At 62.3% G+C, this 15,119-nt stretch carries 15 protein-coding genes; 10 read left to right on the top strand and 5 right to left on the bottom strand.

The genetic code is table 11. The features are described from left to right. Positions 1-63 precede the first annotated feature (63 nt). Entirely contained in the window at positions 64-825 is a 762-nt protein-coding gene (locus tag A9D13_RS06990) for an SDR family NAD(P)-dependent oxidoreductase (RefSeq protein WP_066771949.1), read from the bottom strand. A 177-nt stretch (positions 826-1,002) separates the two neighbouring features. Here A9D13_RS06990 and A9D13_RS06985 point away from each other — a divergent pair, with 177 nt between their 5' ends. Both A9D13_RS06985 and A9D13_RS06980 read left to right on the top strand, forming a co-directional pair. Further along, a complete protein-coding gene (locus A9D13_RS06985; RefSeq protein ID WP_066772127.1) occupies positions 1,003-1,809 on the top strand; it encodes an SDR family NAD(P)-dependent oxidoreductase in 807 nt (268 codons plus the stop codon). A gap of 2 nt (positions 1,810-1,811) precedes the next feature. Then, positions 1,812-3,278: an FAD-dependent oxidoreductase gene (locus A9D13_RS06980; protein ID WP_066771948.1), complete on the top strand. Its 1,467-nt coding sequence runs from the start codon at positions 1,812-1,814 to the stop codon at positions 3,276-3,278. 198 nt (positions 3,279-3,476) lie between these two features. Here the strand turns inward: A9D13_RS06980 and A9D13_RS06975 are convergent, their stop codons facing one another. Beyond that, positions 3,477-5,114, bottom strand: a complete 1,638-nt coding sequence (locus A9D13_RS06975; RefSeq protein ID WP_066771947.1) for an AMP-binding protein — start codon at positions 5,112-5,114, stop codon at positions 3,477-3,479. Between the two features lie 245 nt (positions 5,115-5,359). Between A9D13_RS06975 and A9D13_RS06970 the strand changes: the two genes are divergently transcribed. Together A9D13_RS06970 and A9D13_RS06965 are read left to right on the top strand one after the other, a co-directional pair. Then, the gene (locus tag A9D13_RS06970) at positions 5,360-6,547 is read left to right on the top strand and encodes an aromatic ring-hydroxylating oxygenase subunit alpha (protein WP_066771946.1); all 1,188 of its coding nucleotides are present in this window, start codon (positions 5,360-5,362) and stop codon (positions 6,545-6,547) included. 10 nt (positions 6,548-6,557) lie between these two features. Next, positions 6,558-6,914 (top strand): EthD domain-containing protein, encoded by a 357-nt coding sequence (locus A9D13_RS06965; protein WP_066771945.1) that lies wholly within the window; start codon positions 6,558-6,560, stop codon positions 6,912-6,914. A gap of 18 nt (positions 6,915-6,932) precedes the next feature. Here A9D13_RS06965 and A9D13_RS06960 read toward each other — a convergent pair whose 3' ends face one another. The 3 genes from A9D13_RS06960 to A9D13_RS06950 all read right to left on the bottom strand — a co-directional run bounded on the left by A9D13_RS06960 (position 6,933) and on the right by A9D13_RS06950 (position 8,988). Further along, entirely contained in the window at positions 6,933-7,382 is a 450-nt protein-coding gene (locus A9D13_RS06960) for a nuclear transport factor 2 family protein (RefSeq protein WP_066771944.1), read from the bottom strand. A gap of 45 nt (positions 7,383-7,427) precedes the next feature. Next, positions 7,428-8,117 carry an SDR family oxidoreductase gene (locus A9D13_RS06955; RefSeq protein WP_066771943.1) on the bottom strand — a complete coding sequence of 230 codons (690 nt, stop codon included), beginning with the start codon at positions 8,115-8,117 and terminating at the stop codon, positions 7,428-7,430. A gap of 187 nt (positions 8,118-8,304) precedes the next feature. Further along, the gene (locus A9D13_RS06950) at positions 8,305-8,988 is read right to left on the bottom strand and encodes a TetR/AcrR family transcriptional regulator (protein WP_082922191.1); all 684 of its coding nucleotides are present in this window, start codon (positions 8,986-8,988) and stop codon (positions 8,305-8,307) included. Positions 8,989-9,176: 188 nt separating this feature from the next. Between A9D13_RS06950 and A9D13_RS06945 the strand changes: the two genes are divergently transcribed. The 6 genes from A9D13_RS06945 to A9D13_RS06920 are packed head-to-tail and all read left to right on the top strand — an operon-like array spanning position 9,177 to position 15,106. Further along, positions 9,177-11,495, top strand: a complete 2,319-nt coding sequence (locus A9D13_RS06945; protein WP_066771940.1) for a TonB-dependent receptor — start codon at positions 9,177-9,179, stop codon at positions 11,493-11,495. After that, positions 11,495-12,244: a glucose 1-dehydrogenase gene (locus A9D13_RS06940; RefSeq protein ID WP_066771938.1), complete on the top strand. Its 750-nt coding sequence runs from the start codon at positions 11,495-11,497 to the stop codon at positions 12,242-12,244. Before A9D13_RS06945 ends, A9D13_RS06940 begins: the two co-directional genes overlap by 1 nt. Positions 12,245-12,249: 5 nt before the next feature. After that, positions 12,250-12,816 (top strand): nuclear transport factor 2 family protein, encoded by a 567-nt coding sequence (locus A9D13_RS06935; protein ID WP_066771936.1) that lies wholly within the window; start codon positions 12,250-12,252, stop codon positions 12,814-12,816. Next, positions 12,813-14,162: an aromatic ring-hydroxylating oxygenase subunit alpha gene (locus tag A9D13_RS06930; RefSeq protein WP_066771934.1), complete on the top strand. Its 1,350-nt coding sequence runs from the start codon at positions 12,813-12,815 to the stop codon at positions 14,160-14,162. Before A9D13_RS06935 ends, A9D13_RS06930 begins: the two co-directional genes overlap by 4 nt. Beyond that, complete coding sequence (locus tag A9D13_RS06925) at positions 14,162-14,602, top strand: nuclear transport factor 2 family protein (protein ID WP_066771932.1); 441 nt, start codon at positions 14,162-14,164, stop codon at positions 14,600-14,602. Before A9D13_RS06930 ends, A9D13_RS06925 begins: the two co-directional genes overlap by 1 nt. Positions 14,603-14,653: 51 nt before the next feature. Next, positions 14,654-15,106, top strand: a complete 453-nt coding sequence (locus tag A9D13_RS06920) for a nuclear transport factor 2 family protein (protein WP_066771930.1) — start codon at positions 14,654-14,656, stop codon at positions 15,104-15,106. Positions 15,107-15,119: the final 13 nt, after the last annotated feature.

Here is a 15,119-nt window from a genome sequence, read left to right as displayed (position 1 = left end):
GTGAAAAGGGCAGGTCCCGCATCCGCGAGACCTGCCCTTTTTCTGTCGGCTATCAAGCGGCGATCAGAACTGGACGCGCTTGGTAAATCCGCCGTCGACCACGATATTCGCGCCCGTCATCGCCTTGCACGCAGGCGATGCGACAAAGGCGATGGTTTTAGCGAGTTCCTCGCCATCGGTCAGGCGGCCCGTCGGGATCTGGGCGAGGATCGAATCGTAAAACTCCGTCATGTTTTCCTTGATATGGACCCAGGGGCCATCCTCGCACATGACGGGGCCGGGCGTGATGCAGTTGGCACGAATGCCCTTGGCAGCAAGCGCCTGCGAAAGGGCGGAGGCATAATTCGAGACAGCCGCCTTCAGCGCGTTATAAGGCTGCACGCCCATGAAATCCTCAACCGCTCCGGTCGAGCTCAGACAAATGATCGAGCCTGCGTCTGATGCCTCCAGAAAAGGCATTGCCGCCTCGACGCCGCGGCGCAGCGGCAGGATGTCGACATTGAGGACGGTTTGCCATGCTTCATCGGTATCTTCGCCCGGATTGACCGAGGTGAAGCTGATGAAGATGTCGCAGCCGCCCAGCGCATCCGCGGCCTTCGTCACAAAGGCGGGAACGGTCGCGGGATCGGTCACGTCGAGCGCTTCGGCATAGACGGTCACGCCGGTCGGCTTCAGCTCGCCTTCCACCTTGTCGACCTTGTCCTGCGTGCGGCCGCAGATCGCGACATTGCATCCTTCGGCTGCCAGCGTCTGGGCGACCTTGCGCCCGATGCCGCCATTCGCGCCGACGAGTATGGCTTTCATGCCCTTGAGGCCGAGATCCATGTGGAGTTCCTTTCCCTTGTAATTCAGTCTTGAGTGCCGGCGAATTGCCGGGGCTCTTGGGCGCGATCCTAGGCCTTGCCGGCGCGCACATCGACTGCACTTTTTCGCAGTGCTGTTCGCCATGCGCCAGTGGTAACGCGGCTACCAGAACACAAGGCATGAATGGGAGAGCCGATCATGGCGAGGCTGGCAGGCAAACGCGCATTGATCCTTGGCGCAAGCAGCGCGGGCAACATGGGGCAGGTGATGGCGCGCCGTTTCTTTGCAGAAGGCGCGCAGCTGACCGTCGCCGGGCGCAAGCGCGAGGTTCTCGACCGCTTTGCCGAGGAAACCGGCGCCCATGCCGTGACCTGCGACATCACCAGCGAAGACAGCGTCAATGCACTGGTGGCGGACGCTGCCGGTGCGATGGGCGGAATCGATATTGCCGTGAATGCGACGGGCTGGGGGCTTCTGACCCCGTTTCTCGACAATACGCGCGAACAGCTTGAACGGATGAGCGCGCTGCAACTGGTCGGCCCGTTTCAGTTTTATCAGGCGCTCGTTCGCGTGATGGCGCGGTCGATGGGCGGCAATGGCGGTTCGATCATCCAGATTTCCAGCGCCACGGCAAAGATCATGCTGTGGAACCATGCCGCCTATATGGGGACGAAAGCCGCGACCGATCACATCATCCGCTGCGTCGCCAATGAATTCGGGCAGGACGGCATCCGCGCCAATTCGATTTCGCCGGGCCTTACGGAAACGCCGATGACCGAGGAGGCGGGCGAGGTGCCGGGCCTCCTTGAAAGCTTCATCCCCGGCTATCCGCTGGGCCGTTACGGGACGAGCGACGACATTGCCGCCGCCGCCGTTTTCTTGGCCAGCGACGAATGTTTCATGACGGGCGAGAACCTGCAGGTGAACGGCGGGCTTTGCCTGCGCGGCAATCCCACGCCTGCCGAGATGGAGGCCAGCATCGCCGCTGCGACCGAGGGGAAGTGAACATGAAGGAAGTGCCTGAACTGCTTGCCGACGATGCGATCCCGGGCTGGGACCGCGAATGCGATGTCGTGGTCATCGGACAGGGCGTTGCCGGAACCTGCGCAGCGCTGGAAGCGCACCGCGCAGGCGCAGACGTGCTGATCGTCGAACGCGCCTCGGGCGGCGGCGGGGCCAGTGCGATGTCTTCGGGCATCTATTACCTTGGCGGCGGCACGGCGGTGCAGAAGGCCATGGGTTACGAAGACACGCCGGACGAGATGGCCGCCTATATGATGGCGAGCTGCGATCCGCTCGACCCGGTTGCGGTGCGCAGCTTTTGCGATGATGGTCCGGCGCATTTCGACTGGCTCGAGGAGCAGGGCCTTCCCTTCGAGCGGACCGAGTTCAAGGGCAAGGCCGTGTTCCTCAACGACACGACCTGCCTGATGGGCACCGGGAATGAGAAGCTGTGGCCCTATAACATGATCGCAAAGCCCGCCCCGCGCGGACACAAGGTGGCGGGCACGGGCGAGAACGCCGGACACACCGGCATGGCTCCGCTGCTGCAGAAGTGCGAAGAGGAAGGCATCGCCGCGATCTATGACAGCGGCGTCACGGCGCTGGTCGCCGATGGTTCGGGCCGGATCGTCGGCGTGCAGATCAAGCAGACCGACGGCACGATCTACGCAAAGGCGCGCCGCGCCGTGATCATCGCGGCGGGAAGCTTCAACCTCAATCGTGAGATGATCGCCGAGAACATCCCCCTGCTGGGCGAGACGAGCGAGCCGCTCGGCATCCCGAGCAATGATGGCGCAGGCGTTTTGCTGGGACTTTCGGCTGGTGCGGGGACGAGCGCGATGGACGGGGTTATCCCGACCGCGTCGATCTATCCTCCGGGGCAGCTCATCAAGGGCATCGTCATCAACAAGCGCGGCGAACGTTTCGTGGCCGAAGACAGCTATCATGGCCGCACCGCGAACTTCGTGATGGAGCAGCCCGACCAGAAAGCCTATCTGATCGTCGACAGCGAGATATTCGCCTATCCCGAGATCCCGACCGCGAACCACACCCTGATCGACGGTTACGAAACGATCGAGGAGATGGAGGCGGGCCTCGACCTGCCGACAGGTTCGCTGGTCAGGACGATGGCGTTCTATAACGAGAACGCAGCCGAAGGCCGCGACCCGCTGCTGCACAAGGATCCGTCTTGGCTGAAGCCGCTGGACCAGGGGCCGTGGGCGGCATTCGACATCTCGTTCGACCGGTCGACCTATCTGTTCATCACGCTTGGCGGGCTGAAATCCGGCCCCAATGGTGAGTGCCTCGATCAGCGTAGCGAGCCGATCCCCGGCCTTTATGTCGTGGGGGCCAGTGCGGCGCATATCCCGCGTACCGGCAAGGCCTATGCCAGCGGTATGAGCCTCGGGCCCGGCAGCTATTTCGGCCGCCGCGCCGGTCGCCACGCAGCCGGCGCGAACTGGCAGGGCTGAGCCTTCGGCCGCCGAAGCGTTGGATCGCCTCGGTCCTGCAATTCGGTTCTGCGATAATGTCGAAGACAGCGCGCCGTCCGAACTCTCGTCGGACAGGCGCTGTATCGCCGCGATGCGCAATTTCGTTGTCGCCCACTCTTAAAGGCCGCGATCGACCTGGCCCTGAGCCGCTGCGAGTATCGCTGCCGCGAGGTTGCTCTAGGCGCGGGCCTCCGCGCGCTCTTCCTCGATCCTGGCCTTTACGTCGGCGCGTAACTGGTCCTTGCGGATCTTGCCCGACGCAGTGCGCGGATAGTCATCGACGAATATGAAGCGTTCGGGTGTCTTTTGCTTGGCCAGCCCGCTTGCCGCGACATGGGCGCATAGCACTTCTATTTCAGGCGTTTCGCCCGCGGCAATGACATAGGCGCACACGCCTTCGCCCAGCCGTTCGTGCGGCATGGCAACGACGCTCGCGTCCTTGACCAGCGGGTGAGTGCGCAAGACGTCCTCGATCTCGACCGCGCTGATGTTTTCGCCGCCGCGAATGATCAGGTCCTTCTTGCGCCCCGTGATGGTGATCGCGCCCTCGGGCGACAGCACGCCCAGATCGCCGGTCTTGAAATAGCCCTCGTCGTCGAAAGCAGCCGCGCTTTGCGCTTCATCCGCATAGCCCAGCATCATCGATGGCCCGCGGGCAAGGATTTCGCCTTCCTGCCCGGCGGCGACCGGCAAGCCCTCGTCATCGACCAGCTTGACTTCGTAATCGACGACCTCGCCATCGGTTGTGGCGGCCAGATGCTCGTTGTCGGGCCAGCCGAAGCTGACCAGCGGCACCTCGCTCGCGCCGAAAACGCGAAAGGCGCGCATGTTTTCGAACGCCGCATTGGCAGCCGGGATCAGCTCTGGCGGCACCGCCGCGCCGCCGCAGGCGAACATGCGCATCGTCGGCAGGCGCGTGCCTGCCTCGCGCGCCGTATCGGCCAGTTCGACAAGGAAGGGCGTGGCCGCGACCGTGCCCACGACGTCGTGCTCTTCGATCAGGCGGACCGCTTCTGCCGCGTTCCAGCTTTCCATCAACACCACGCGGGTGCCGACGATGAAGGGGGTTTCAAGCCCATTGGCATAGCCCGACACATGGGTGACGGGGGAGGGCATGAGCAGCGTTTCGCCATCGCCGATACGCCAGTGGGCATAGCTTTTGCGCACGATATTCTCGAGCGTGTCATGGCTATGGAGCACGCCCTTGGGCCGCCCGGTCGTGCCGGAGGTGAAGAGCACCATCTTGACCGAACCTGCATCCACCGGGACATCGGGGGAGGGCAGATCGCGGCCTTCCGCCACCATGGCGGCCAGATCGTCCCTGCCCGTTCCGCGCACGGTGAAGACATGGTCGAGATGTTCAAGCCCGGGCGCGAGCCGCTCTGCCATGGCGGCGAAGTCGAAGCGGCGGAATTCGGTGCAGGTAAAGATCGCGCGGGCGCGGCAATCGCGCAGCATCATCTCGACTTCCGCATCGCGGTAGATCGGGACGATCGGATTCACGACCAGCCCCAATATCGCGCAGGCAAGGTTGAGGATGCCCGCCTCATGCCAGTTGGGCGTCTGGAAGGCGATGGTATCGCCCTGCCGCAAGCCGCGGGCATAAAGCGCATTGGCCAGCGCCTGCGCATCATTCAGCCATTCGCGGCGGGTGAGGGAGCGTTTTTCATCGATCAGGGCAATGAAGCCGGGATCGGCATCAGCCTTCTCATGCGCGAGGTCAGCAAGCGTCTTGCCGCGCCATTCGCCCGCAAAAGGGGCGAGATGTGCAGGTGGCAGGGTCATCCACGCCCATGGCGGGTCCACTCGGTTCATTGATCGATAGCTCCTTTCCCACCTCCCGTTCTTGCCCATAAGCGCCTGCGGGGCCATTGGCGGAAATAATAGGGGGTGAGGCCGTGTTTGCCCACCGCATGCCATGTAACCGGCAATGCTGCCGGTTTTTCTTTTGCCCCTATGATTCCGAACAGTTGTAATCGTCCCACCTGCGCGGCAGCTTTGCGGCCAAGCAGAACAGGGCCCGGACGGGCCCGGTCGAAAATACACGTGGGAGAATGGCGATGGACCGCGCAGCACGCATCGGTCATCTGGGTGAACTGGCCGAAACGATGATCGGCTATGTCGAGAACAAGACGACCTATCAGGGCGACTACACCATGACGGTGCCGTCCGCGTCCTATTGCGACAAGGACGTGTACGACAAGGAGATCGAGACGGTCTTCAAGAAGCTGCCGCTGATGCTCGCCTTCACCGCCGAAATGCCCAACCCCGGCGATTACAAGGCGATGGAAGCGGTCGGCATGCCGGTCCTCATCACCCGCGACAAGGATGGCACGGTCCGCGCCTTTCTCAACGTATGTTCGCATCGCGGCGCGCCGGTGGCAGAGGAAGGACACGGCAATTGCCCGCGCTTCACCTGCAAATATCACGCATGGACCTTTGGCCGCGACGGCAAGCTGATCGGCATTTCCGACCAGAAGAGCTTTGGCGATGTCGACAAGTCGCAGCGCGGCCTGCGCCAGCTGCCATGTGAGGAACGTAACGGGCTGATCTTCGTGACGCTCGATCCCAATGGGTCGATCGATCTCGATGGCTATTTCCGCGGCTATCTCGACGATTTCGGCGATCTGGATTTCGCCGACTGGCATTTCATCAGCAGCCGCACGATCCATGGCGCCAACTGGAAGATCGCGTTCGACGGCTATCTGGAAGGGTATCATTTCCAGTCGCTGCACCCCGAAACGATCTTTCCGCGCACCCCGTCGAACACCATGCATTACGAAGGCTATGGCCCGTCGATGCGGATCAGCTTTCCGCAGCATGAGATCGCCGACCTGCTGAAGGACGTGCCGCGCGACGATTGGGGCAAGCGCGAGAATTTCGGCTATGACTTCGTGCGGATCCTGTTCCCCAATGTCTCGGTTTTTGTCGCGCCCGAAATCACGCAGGTCGCGCAGCTGTTCCCCGGGCCGACGCCGGGTGAGAACCGCACCGTGCTCAACTATCTGTGCCGCAACGCGCCCAAGGACGAGGCCGAGGCCGAGAAGCTGGAGCAGATGGTCAATTTCTTCCGCGACGTGACCTATGAAGAGGATTACGTCATCGGCCTCGAAATCCAGAAGGGCCTGGAATCGGGTGCGCATGAAGAGCTGATTTTCGGCAAGAACGAGCGCGGAAACCAGTATTTCCATGAATGGCTGAACTGGTACATGGCCGGTGATCCGGATGCGCCCGAACCTGTAATGTGATTATCGCGCCATGACGATCACCCTGATGACGATCATGCGCCGCCGTGCGGGCATGAGCCAGGCGGAATTCGTCGATTACTATGAGGCCGCGCATGCGCGGATCGGGGAAAAAGTGCTTGCCGGACATGCCACGCGCTATGTCCGGCGCTTCCTCATGCCGTTCGGGCATGATGATGAAGCGGGCGCGCCCGATGTTATTCTGGAAATAGATTTCCCGGACAGGGAGGCGATGGATGCATTCTTCGTCTCTGTCGCAGACCCCGCAGTCGCGGCGATGATCGCAGAGGATGAAGAACGTCTGTTCGACCGCCCTTCGATGCGCAGCTATCTGCTGGATGAGAGGGAAAGCGCCCTGCCACCGGTGTAGCAGGGCGCTCTCGCCAGCTTATTCGCCCTTGTTCCGGCGTTCGTGGAAGATGCGGTATTCGCGGCGGGTAAAGACCCATTTGCCGTCGATTTTCGCCAGCTCGTCCTCGTAATGGCCATTGCCGTGGACGGTCTCGCCGGTTTCGGGGTGCTGGTAGATCTCGATCGTCATGGTGGTGGCTTTCGCCTTGTCGCCATCGACCTCGATCCGGCCCGGGTGGGCAAGATAGACCATCGGGCGGGTCATGTTATCGAGGCCATAGACCTTCATCGACCCGACCCATGCGTCGACGATGGCCTTCTTCCCCTCGAACCCGCCAAGGTCGGGATATTCGGGCAGCGCCCAATAGGCGTCCTCCGCCCAGGTCGATGCCCATAGATCGGCATCGATGGACATGACGCCAAAGGCATAGGTTTCCATGGTCTCGCGAATGGCGATCCGGTCTTCGAGCGGGCCGGTGAAGGGCATGTCACTCTCCTGTGTTTGCGGTTTGGGGGCGCGGCTTATGGCCGATTACCAGGGGTGACGATCACCGTTCCATTTGAAGAAATCGCCGCTGTCTTCGATCGTCAGCGACTGGGAGAGGGCGTGAATGCCCGAGGCGCTTTCATCAGGCGTGATCTCTGCGTTGGGGCCGCCCATGTCGGTCTGGACATAGCCAGGGTGCAGCGTGACGACGATGATGCCCTTGTCCTTGAGGTCGATGGCGACCGAACGCATGACGCGGTTGAGCGCCGCCTTGGCCGCGCCATAGGCATACAATCCGCCATAGGGCCATGTGCTGGCGGCCAGCTGGCTGGAGAAATTGATCACCTTGCTGCCTTCGTGCATGCGCGGCAGAAACGCCTTGAGCACGGCGAGCGGGCCCTTGACCATCAGGTCGAAACTCTCGTCCCAGCCGTCCCAGTCAATGTCGGTTTCCAACTCGTTGTTGAGCGGGCCGGTATTGCCCGCCACATTATAGAGGATGTCGACCTTGTCGTCGCCGGTGGCGGCGGCAGCGGCGGGAATGGCCTTGAGGTCGCCTGCGTCCATCCGGTGGATCGTGACTTTCCCGCCCGATCCATCGGCGAGCGCGGTCAGATCGCCCGATTTGGTGGTGTCGCGCACCAGTGCAAAAACGCGGTCGCCCGCGGCTGCATGCTTGCGCGCCAGTTCGAAACCGATTCCCCGGCCGGCGCCAGTGATGAAGACATTTGCCATGCGAGGGCTCCTCTCTTGTCGTGGGTCAGGTCCTCGCCAGCGTCCGATGGGAATATCGATGCGCGGCGGCCTGCCGTGTTGCCGCCTTTCGGCGGGTGGATATGCCGTGCAAGTTGGGCGGGCGCATGGCCCGCTTCAACTATCCTTTCTCATAAGTGGTTTGGCAGCCGGCGATGTTTTCCGCCGGTCAGGCACCGGCCTCGCGCGCGATGCCTTCGACCAGGGCGATGATCTTTTCCTGCACATTGTGCGATCTCGCCGCGCCGATGGTCGATTGCTGGATCAGCAGCCCCGTGTGCACTGTCAGGACGATGTCGCTGGCAAGCTGCATCTCATCCTCGGCGCCGCGCCATTGCGGAAAGGCGTGGCGCATTTCGCCCAGCCAGACCTCGTCATAAAGGCGGGCTGCGGGCAGGAATATCTCGGCCAATGCCTCGTCGCTGCGGGCAGCGACCGACAGGCGCAGGAATGCGGCATATTCGCGGCTTTCCACCGATTGCCAGTGCATTTCCATCGCCAGGCGGTGAGGGGTCTGCGGCACATCCCCTGCCTCGGGCACTTTCAAGCGGGCGAGGAAATCGTCGAGAAACTGGCGCATGCGGTGATAGAACACATGCTCTATCAGCCCGGCGACCAGCGCCCCGCGTGAGGGGAAGTGATGGTGCACTGCCCCGCGCGATACGCCGGTGCGGCGCACCACGTCGTTGATGGACAGTCCCGCATATCCGAATTCGACAAGGCCATCGATCGCGGCTTCCAGCATGTCCTCGCGTGTTTGCAGGCTCTTGCGCTGCTGCCAGCGTTCATGGTCCTCGGGGCCGCCTCCGGGCCTGATCCGTCTGAGGGCCCGGGATCTGCGGGTAACTGTCATTGCTCACTTTCCATGCCTGAAGGCGCTGAACCTATCACTTCATTCAGTATCCTGCCGTAGCACTTTACGCCAATAAAACCGACATGGCTGCCGGTTATTTCCGGCGGCAGGCGAATTATGGCCGGGAAAGGCCAGGGCCAAGCCCTCGATCGCGACATAGATCGCGCCGGGGCATCGGGAGAGGAAGCATGGGAAAACACGTATTTTATTCCGGAACCGCACTTGCATCGGTGTTGCTGATGCCGGCGACCGCGCTTGCGCAGGATGCTGCGGACCAGGGCGATTCGGTTACGGCTGAAGCGCCGGCGCCGACTGGCGGTCTCGAAGAGATCGTGGTGACCGCGCAGAAGCAGAGCGAATCGATCCAGGACGTTCCGATTTCGATCACCGCGGTCGGCGGGCAGCAGCTGGCCGACATGCAGGTCACCACCCTGCAGTCGCTGCAGGGCAGCGTTCCCAATGTCCAGATCGACAATTTCGCCAACACCCCTGCCAGCGCCGTATTCACGATCCGCGCCATCGGCGTGATCGAGCCCGATCCCTATGCCGGCAACACCGTTTCGATCGTGGTCGACGGTGTGCCGCAGTTCTTCTCGATGGGCGCGCTCATCGATACCTATGATATCTCGCGTGTCGAGATTCTGCGCGGGCCGCAGGGCACGCTGTTCGGTGCGAACACCACCGGCGGCGTTGTCAATGTCGTCAGCGCGCAGCCGACCGGCGAATTCGGCGGCTGGGTCAAGGCGGCCTATGGCAACTGGAACCGCTTCGACCTGTCCGGCGCGATCGAGATGCCGCTGGTCGAGGATCTCGCCTCGGTCAAGGTCTCGGGCCTGCATACGCAGCGCGATGGCTGGGTGACGAACGTTTTCAACGGTAAGGACATGGGCAGCCGCAACGTGGACGCCGTGCGCGGCCAGCTGCTGGTTACGCCGACCTCCGACTTCAGCATTACGCTGCAGGGCGAATATGTCGCCGGTCGCAACGGCTCACCGGTCGTGATCAACGGCGGCCTGCCGGGCGAAGCGAATTATGTGCCCGAAGGCACTTTCTGGAACGGTGCGGAGCTGCCGCAGTACCAGAGCCCGTGCAGTGTGCCGGGCGAACCCTGTGTGGCGCCCGAGAAATATTTTTCGGGCAACAACCAGGTGCCCGACACGTCGGACATGGACACCTATTTCGGTGTCGCCACGCTTGAATGGGCGAACACGCCGCTGGGCGACCTGACCTCGATCACGGGGTACAAGGAATTCACCCTGTTCGAATATACCGACCAGGACGGCACGGCGAAGACCAACAACGCCACGCGGCGCAAGACCAATGGCTGGCAGTTCAGCCAGGAACTGCGCACTGCGTTCGAAAGCGGCATCTTCTCCGGCGTGGCGGGCGTCTTCTACCTCCAGACGCATTACGACCACTACCAGATGTACAAGCTGGATTTCGCTCTTGAGGGTCTGGCCCAGTTCAACAGCCAGGATCAGGACACGAAAAGCCTCTCGGCCTTTGCCCAGACCTATACGCAGATCACCGACCGCCTGAAGCTGTCGGCGGGTATCCGCTTTACCCATGACAAGATCGACGCGCGCTCAACGCTCGATACGGTGTTCGGTCTGCCGGCCCTGACCGATCCGGAATGGGATGGGGGATTGAACGATCCCTCGGCTGTCCACCAGATCAATGTCGGCGGCAAGAAGAGCTGGGACAATGTCGGCTGGAAGGTCGGTCTCGATTACGAGTTGACCATGGACGCGCTGGTCTATGCCAGCTGGGCGCGCGGCTTCAAGTCGGGCGGCTTCACCGGCCGTATCGGCGTTGCCGCCGATGGCGACACGCCGTTCGGCCCGGAAGAGGTCGATACCTATGAAGTCGGCCTGAAAGCCGATTTCCTTGATAATCGCCTGCGCACCAATCTGGCCGTGTTCTACACCGATTACCGCGACATGCAGCTGGCCCAGATCTATTTCGATCCGGCCACCAACACACAGGGCAACCGCATCCTCAATGCCGGCGCATCGACCATCAAGGGCTTTGAATTCGAAGCGCAGGCGGTGCCGGTCTACGGCCTGACCTTCCGCGGTTCGATCGCCTATCTCGACGCCAAGTACGACGAATTCATCTATGGCGATCCGGTCTCGGGCGAGTTCTTCGACCTCAAGGGCTACCGCTTGCAGAACGCGCCCGAATGGGCGGGCACGGTCGGCGTGAACTACGAATACGAGCTGGGTAGCGGCGGCCGCGTCGTGGGCGACATCAGCTGGCAGTACACGGACGAGAAATACTACACCGCCATCCTCGATACCCCGCGCTCGCTGGTGCAGGAGACCTATAACGTCGATGGCCTCTTGACCTATCACGCGCCCGGCGATGCCTGGCAGATCGGACTGTGGGGCAAGAACCTGCTCGACACGCGCTATATTTCCACCGCTTATGATTCGCCCGGATACATGGCGATCACGGGCTATGCGCCGCCTCGCCAGTACGGCATCTCCGCGCAGGTGAACTTCTGATGGGCGGCCGGGTCGAAGGGCGCGTTGCGCTGATCACCGGCGGTGCATCCGGCCTTGGGGCAGAGGACGCGCGCGTCCTCTCCCGCGAGGGTGCGAAGGTCGTCATCACCGACATCAACGAGGAAGCTGGCCAGCAGCTCGCCGAAGAGCTTGGCGAAGCCATCTATCTCCATCACGACGTGCGCGACGAGGCGCGCTGGGCCGAGGTGGTGAAGGCCACGATCGACCGGTTCGGCAGGCTCGATACGCTCGTCAACAATGCAGGCCTGGTGAAGTTCGGCACGGTCGAGGAGCAGTCGCCTGCGGATTTCCGCTTCCTCGTCGATGTCATGCTGACCGGCACCTATCTCGGCTGCCAGGCCGCGATCCCGCACATGTCTAAGGACGGGTCGGGTTCGATCATCAATATCTCGTCCATCGGCGGGCTGGTTGGGATGAGCGCGATTCCAGCCTATAGCGCGGCAAAGGCGGGGGTCATCGGCCTGACCCGTTCGGTCGCGGTGCACTGCAAGGAACAGAAATATCGCATTCGCGTCAACGCGGTCGCGCCGGGCAGCATCGTCACGCCCATGACGGCGCAGGCGCTGGCCGAACTGCCTGAAGGCAGCGCCGGGCTGGAGCATCAGGCCGCGTATGGCATGGGACAGCCCAGCGACATCGCGAACATGATCCTCTACCTCGCCAGCGACGAGGGGCGCCATATCAACGGCACCACGATCACCATCGACAATGGCGAAACGATGGAGTGACGGCGATGGCAGATCCGGAAACAGATCTGGGGCGGGAGATCCGCGATCTTGCCGCCCGCCGCGACATCAGTGATGCGGTCCAGCGCTACATGCGTGGGCTGGACCGCCTCGATCGTGACACGCTGCTCAGCGCCTTTCATCCCGATGCTTTCGTCGATTGCGGGCTCATGGCGGGAAACCGCGAGGATTTCGCCGATTTCGCCATCGACCTGCTTTCGGACATGGAGGGGACGCATCACTTCCTCGGGCAGGTCCGGATCGAGATGAAATCCGCAACCAGCGCATCGGGCGAATGCTATTTCCAAGCGTTCCACGATGTGCGCGACGAAACGGGGCAGATTCGCGACGTGATCGTCGCGGGCCGCTATGTCGATGAATATTCCTGCGAGAATGGCCAGTGGCGCATCATGCGTCGCAGGCTCATAACGGACTGGGTGACCGACCAGCCCGGAAGCCGGGTCTTCTTCGCCGAAAACCCCGCCGCACCGCGCGGGGGTAGGCGAGGAGAGGATTTCAGCGAAACGCGAGACTGGTCGGTCCTGTCACAGCAGGAAGAGGACCAGTTTTCATGAATATCCAGACCGGCGCAGCTCGCTATTCGGCCGAACACGACCAGCCCGTTCGCGGCGATACCATCACCGCCGACCGCTACACTTCGCGTGAGTGGATGGAGGGTGAGTACGAAAAGCTCTGGCCGTCGGTCTGGCACCTTGGCGGCGTATTGGCCGATCTTGAGGAAGAGGGCGATGTCATTCGCCACAACTTCGGCCGCGAATCCGTCATCATGGTCAAGCAGGCCGATGGCGGCGTGCGCGCGTTCTACAACACCTGCCCGCACCGCGGTAACCGGCTGGTGCTGGGCGATGTCGCCTCCACCCCGCGCATTACCTGCGCCTATCATGGCTGGCAGTTCGATCCGTCGGGCACGCTGGTCAATGTGCAGGACCCCGACGATTTCCCCGGCGGCAATCCGTGCGGCAAGGTCCATTTGACCGAACTGCGCTGCGAGACATGGGGGCCCTTCGTGTTCTGGGCGATGGATCAGGATATCGCCCCGCTTGAAGAATGGCTCGCCCCGTTCCCTGAGCGGCTGGCAGGCTATGGTCTCGAAAACTGGGTCCGCGTGCTGAATGTTTCGGCCGATTGCGAATTCAACTGGAAGATCATCCGCGACAATTTCAACGAGAGCTATCACCTCCCGACGATCCATCCCGAACTGGCGACCTTCATCAACGATGGCCTGCCGACCACATTGTTCGAGATGTATGAGAACGGCCACAACTCGATGTGGATGATCGGCCACCAGGCGACCAGCCGTAAGGATTACGTGAGCGGCGACGTGCCCCCGGGCCTGTACGAAGCGGCCGAGGCATGGGGCATCGACCCCAAGGAATATCGCGGCCGCACCGACGATATCCGTCAGGCCATCATCGAGGCGAAGCGCAAGCACGGTCCCGAACGCGGCTACACCAATTATCACGCGATGAGCGATCAGCAGCTGGTGGACTATTTCCACTGCACCCTGTTCCCCAATCTCACCATCACCATGAGCCCGGAGCAGTGCCAGATCCTGCGCACCGAACCGCACCCGACGGATCCGGCCAAATGCGTTTTCCAGCACTGGTGCCTCTATCCCCCGGTCGAGGGGATGAAGGAAGTCGAGACCCCGGTGGGCAAGGCGCCGCTGCGCCATGACGCGATCGCGCATCATTCCGTCTATGGCGATGGCGTGTCGCTGGGCTTCGTGGCGGATCAGGACCTGTCGATCGGCACGACGCAGCAGCAGGGCCTCAATTCCCGCGGTTTCAAGGGCTGCCTGCTGACCTATCAGGAAAAGCGCATCCAGCGGTTCCACGAACTGCTGAACGATGTCGTGCTCGGTCACCCGACCGAACAGAAGGCGGAGGCCGGCGAATAATGGCGAGCCTTGCCGAAAAGCACAGGACGATGCCCGAAGCGGTGTTCAAGGCGCTTTCGCGGCTGATGACCGAATATGCGCATGGCGTGGACACGCGCGGCGACCCTGAAAAGGTCGTCGCGTGCTTCACCCCCGATGCCGCGCTCGATTTTTCGGCCGTGGGCTTCCCGGTGATGAACGGAGAGGACGAGATCCGCGCCTTCTATACCGGCCTCGTCGAGAACATGGCCTATGAATTCCACATGGCTGCCAATCCCCGGGCTGAAAGCTGGGACGGCACCGTGGGCACGCTGACCTCCTATGTCATGGGCATGGGGCTGGCGAAGGATGGCACCGCAATTTCGGTGCAGGTCAAATACTGGATGGAATGTGTCGAGTATGAAGGGGCCTGGCGCTGCCGGCGCTTCACGCTCGAGGCGATGATGCCGATGGCCGCCTGACCGGGCGGCCCGGCGAAACGGGACGCGGTCCCGCAAAGGAGAGGAAGTACCATGTCGCAGATGCCCGAAGATGTCCGCACCGCGCTGGAGCGTCATCTGATCGAATATTGCTATGCCGTCGACGGGCTCAAGGATGTCGAGCCGCTGCTCGATCTCTTCACCGATGATGCGGTCGCCGACCTGACCGCGATCGGGCTGCCGATGATGAACGACAAGGGCGACATCCGCGCCTTTTTCGAGGCGGTCTTCGCCGACATGACGCATCACTTCCACTTCATCAGCAATTTCCGCCCTGAAAGCTGGGACGCGGACACCGGCGTGGGCGCGATGACCGCCTATGTCATCGGCATGGGCGCATCCAAGGACGGCAACACGGTCGAAGTGCAGGTGAAATACCGGATGGAATGTCTGCAGCAGGACGGCGCATGGAAGTGCCGCCACTACACCATCAGTCCGATGATGCCGATGCCCTGTTCGCTTAGTGAAATTCACGGCGAACGCTGAAACTCAAGAAGGA

The organism is Croceicoccus mobilis (genome assembly GCF_001661965.1).
Lineage (GTDB): Bacteria > Pseudomonadota > Alphaproteobacteria > Sphingomonadales > Sphingomonadaceae > Croceicoccus > Croceicoccus mobilis.
The sequence above is the reverse complement of the archived record's forward strand: the minus strand, read 5'-3'. Positions and strand labels throughout refer to the sequence as shown.

Coding starts and splice junctions, on each gene's coding strand:
- A9D13_RS06990 (WP_066771949.1), bottom strand. CDS start 825: ATGGATCTCGGCCTCAAGGGCATGAAAGCCATACTCGTCGGCGCGAAT.
- A9D13_RS06985 (WP_066772127.1), top strand. CDS start 1,003: ATGGCGAGGCTGGCAGGCAAACGCGCATTGATCCTTGGCGCAAGCAGC.
- A9D13_RS06980 (WP_066771948.1), top strand. CDS start 1,812: ATGAAGGAAGTGCCTGAACTGCTTGCCGACGATGCGATCCCGGGCTGG.
- A9D13_RS06975 (WP_066771947.1), bottom strand. CDS start 5,114: ATGAACCGAGTGGACCCGCCATGGGCGTGGATGACCCTGCCACCTGCA.
- A9D13_RS06970 (WP_066771946.1), top strand. CDS start 5,360: ATGGACCGCGCAGCACGCATCGGTCATCTGGGTGAACTGGCCGAAACG.
- A9D13_RS06965 (WP_066771945.1), top strand. CDS start 6,558: ATGACGATCACCCTGATGACGATCATGCGCCGCCGTGCGGGCATGAGC.
- A9D13_RS06960 (WP_066771944.1), bottom strand. CDS start 7,382: ATGCCCTTCACCGGCCCGCTCGAAGACCGGATCGCCATTCGCGAGACC.
- A9D13_RS06955 (WP_066771943.1), bottom strand. CDS start 8,117: ATGGCAAATGTCTTCATCACTGGCGCCGGCCGGGGAATCGGTTTCGAA.
- A9D13_RS06950 (WP_082922191.1), bottom strand. CDS start 8,988: ATGACAGTTACCCGCAGATCCCGGGCCCTCAGACGGATCAGGCCCGGA.
- A9D13_RS06945 (WP_066771940.1), top strand. CDS start 9,177: ATGGGAAAACACGTATTTTATTCCGGAACCGCACTTGCATCGGTGTTG.
- A9D13_RS06940 (WP_066771938.1), top strand. CDS start 11,495: ATGGGCGGCCGGGTCGAAGGGCGCGTTGCGCTGATCACCGGCGGTGCA.
- A9D13_RS06935 (WP_066771936.1), top strand. CDS start 12,250: ATGGCAGATCCGGAAACAGATCTGGGGCGGGAGATCCGCGATCTTGCC.
- A9D13_RS06930 (WP_066771934.1), top strand. CDS start 12,813: ATGAATATCCAGACCGGCGCAGCTCGCTATTCGGCCGAACACGACCAG.
- A9D13_RS06925 (WP_066771932.1), top strand. CDS start 14,162: ATGGCGAGCCTTGCCGAAAAGCACAGGACGATGCCCGAAGCGGTGTTC.
- A9D13_RS06920 (WP_066771930.1), top strand. CDS start 14,654: ATGTCGCAGATGCCCGAAGATGTCCGCACCGCGCTGGAGCGTCATCTG.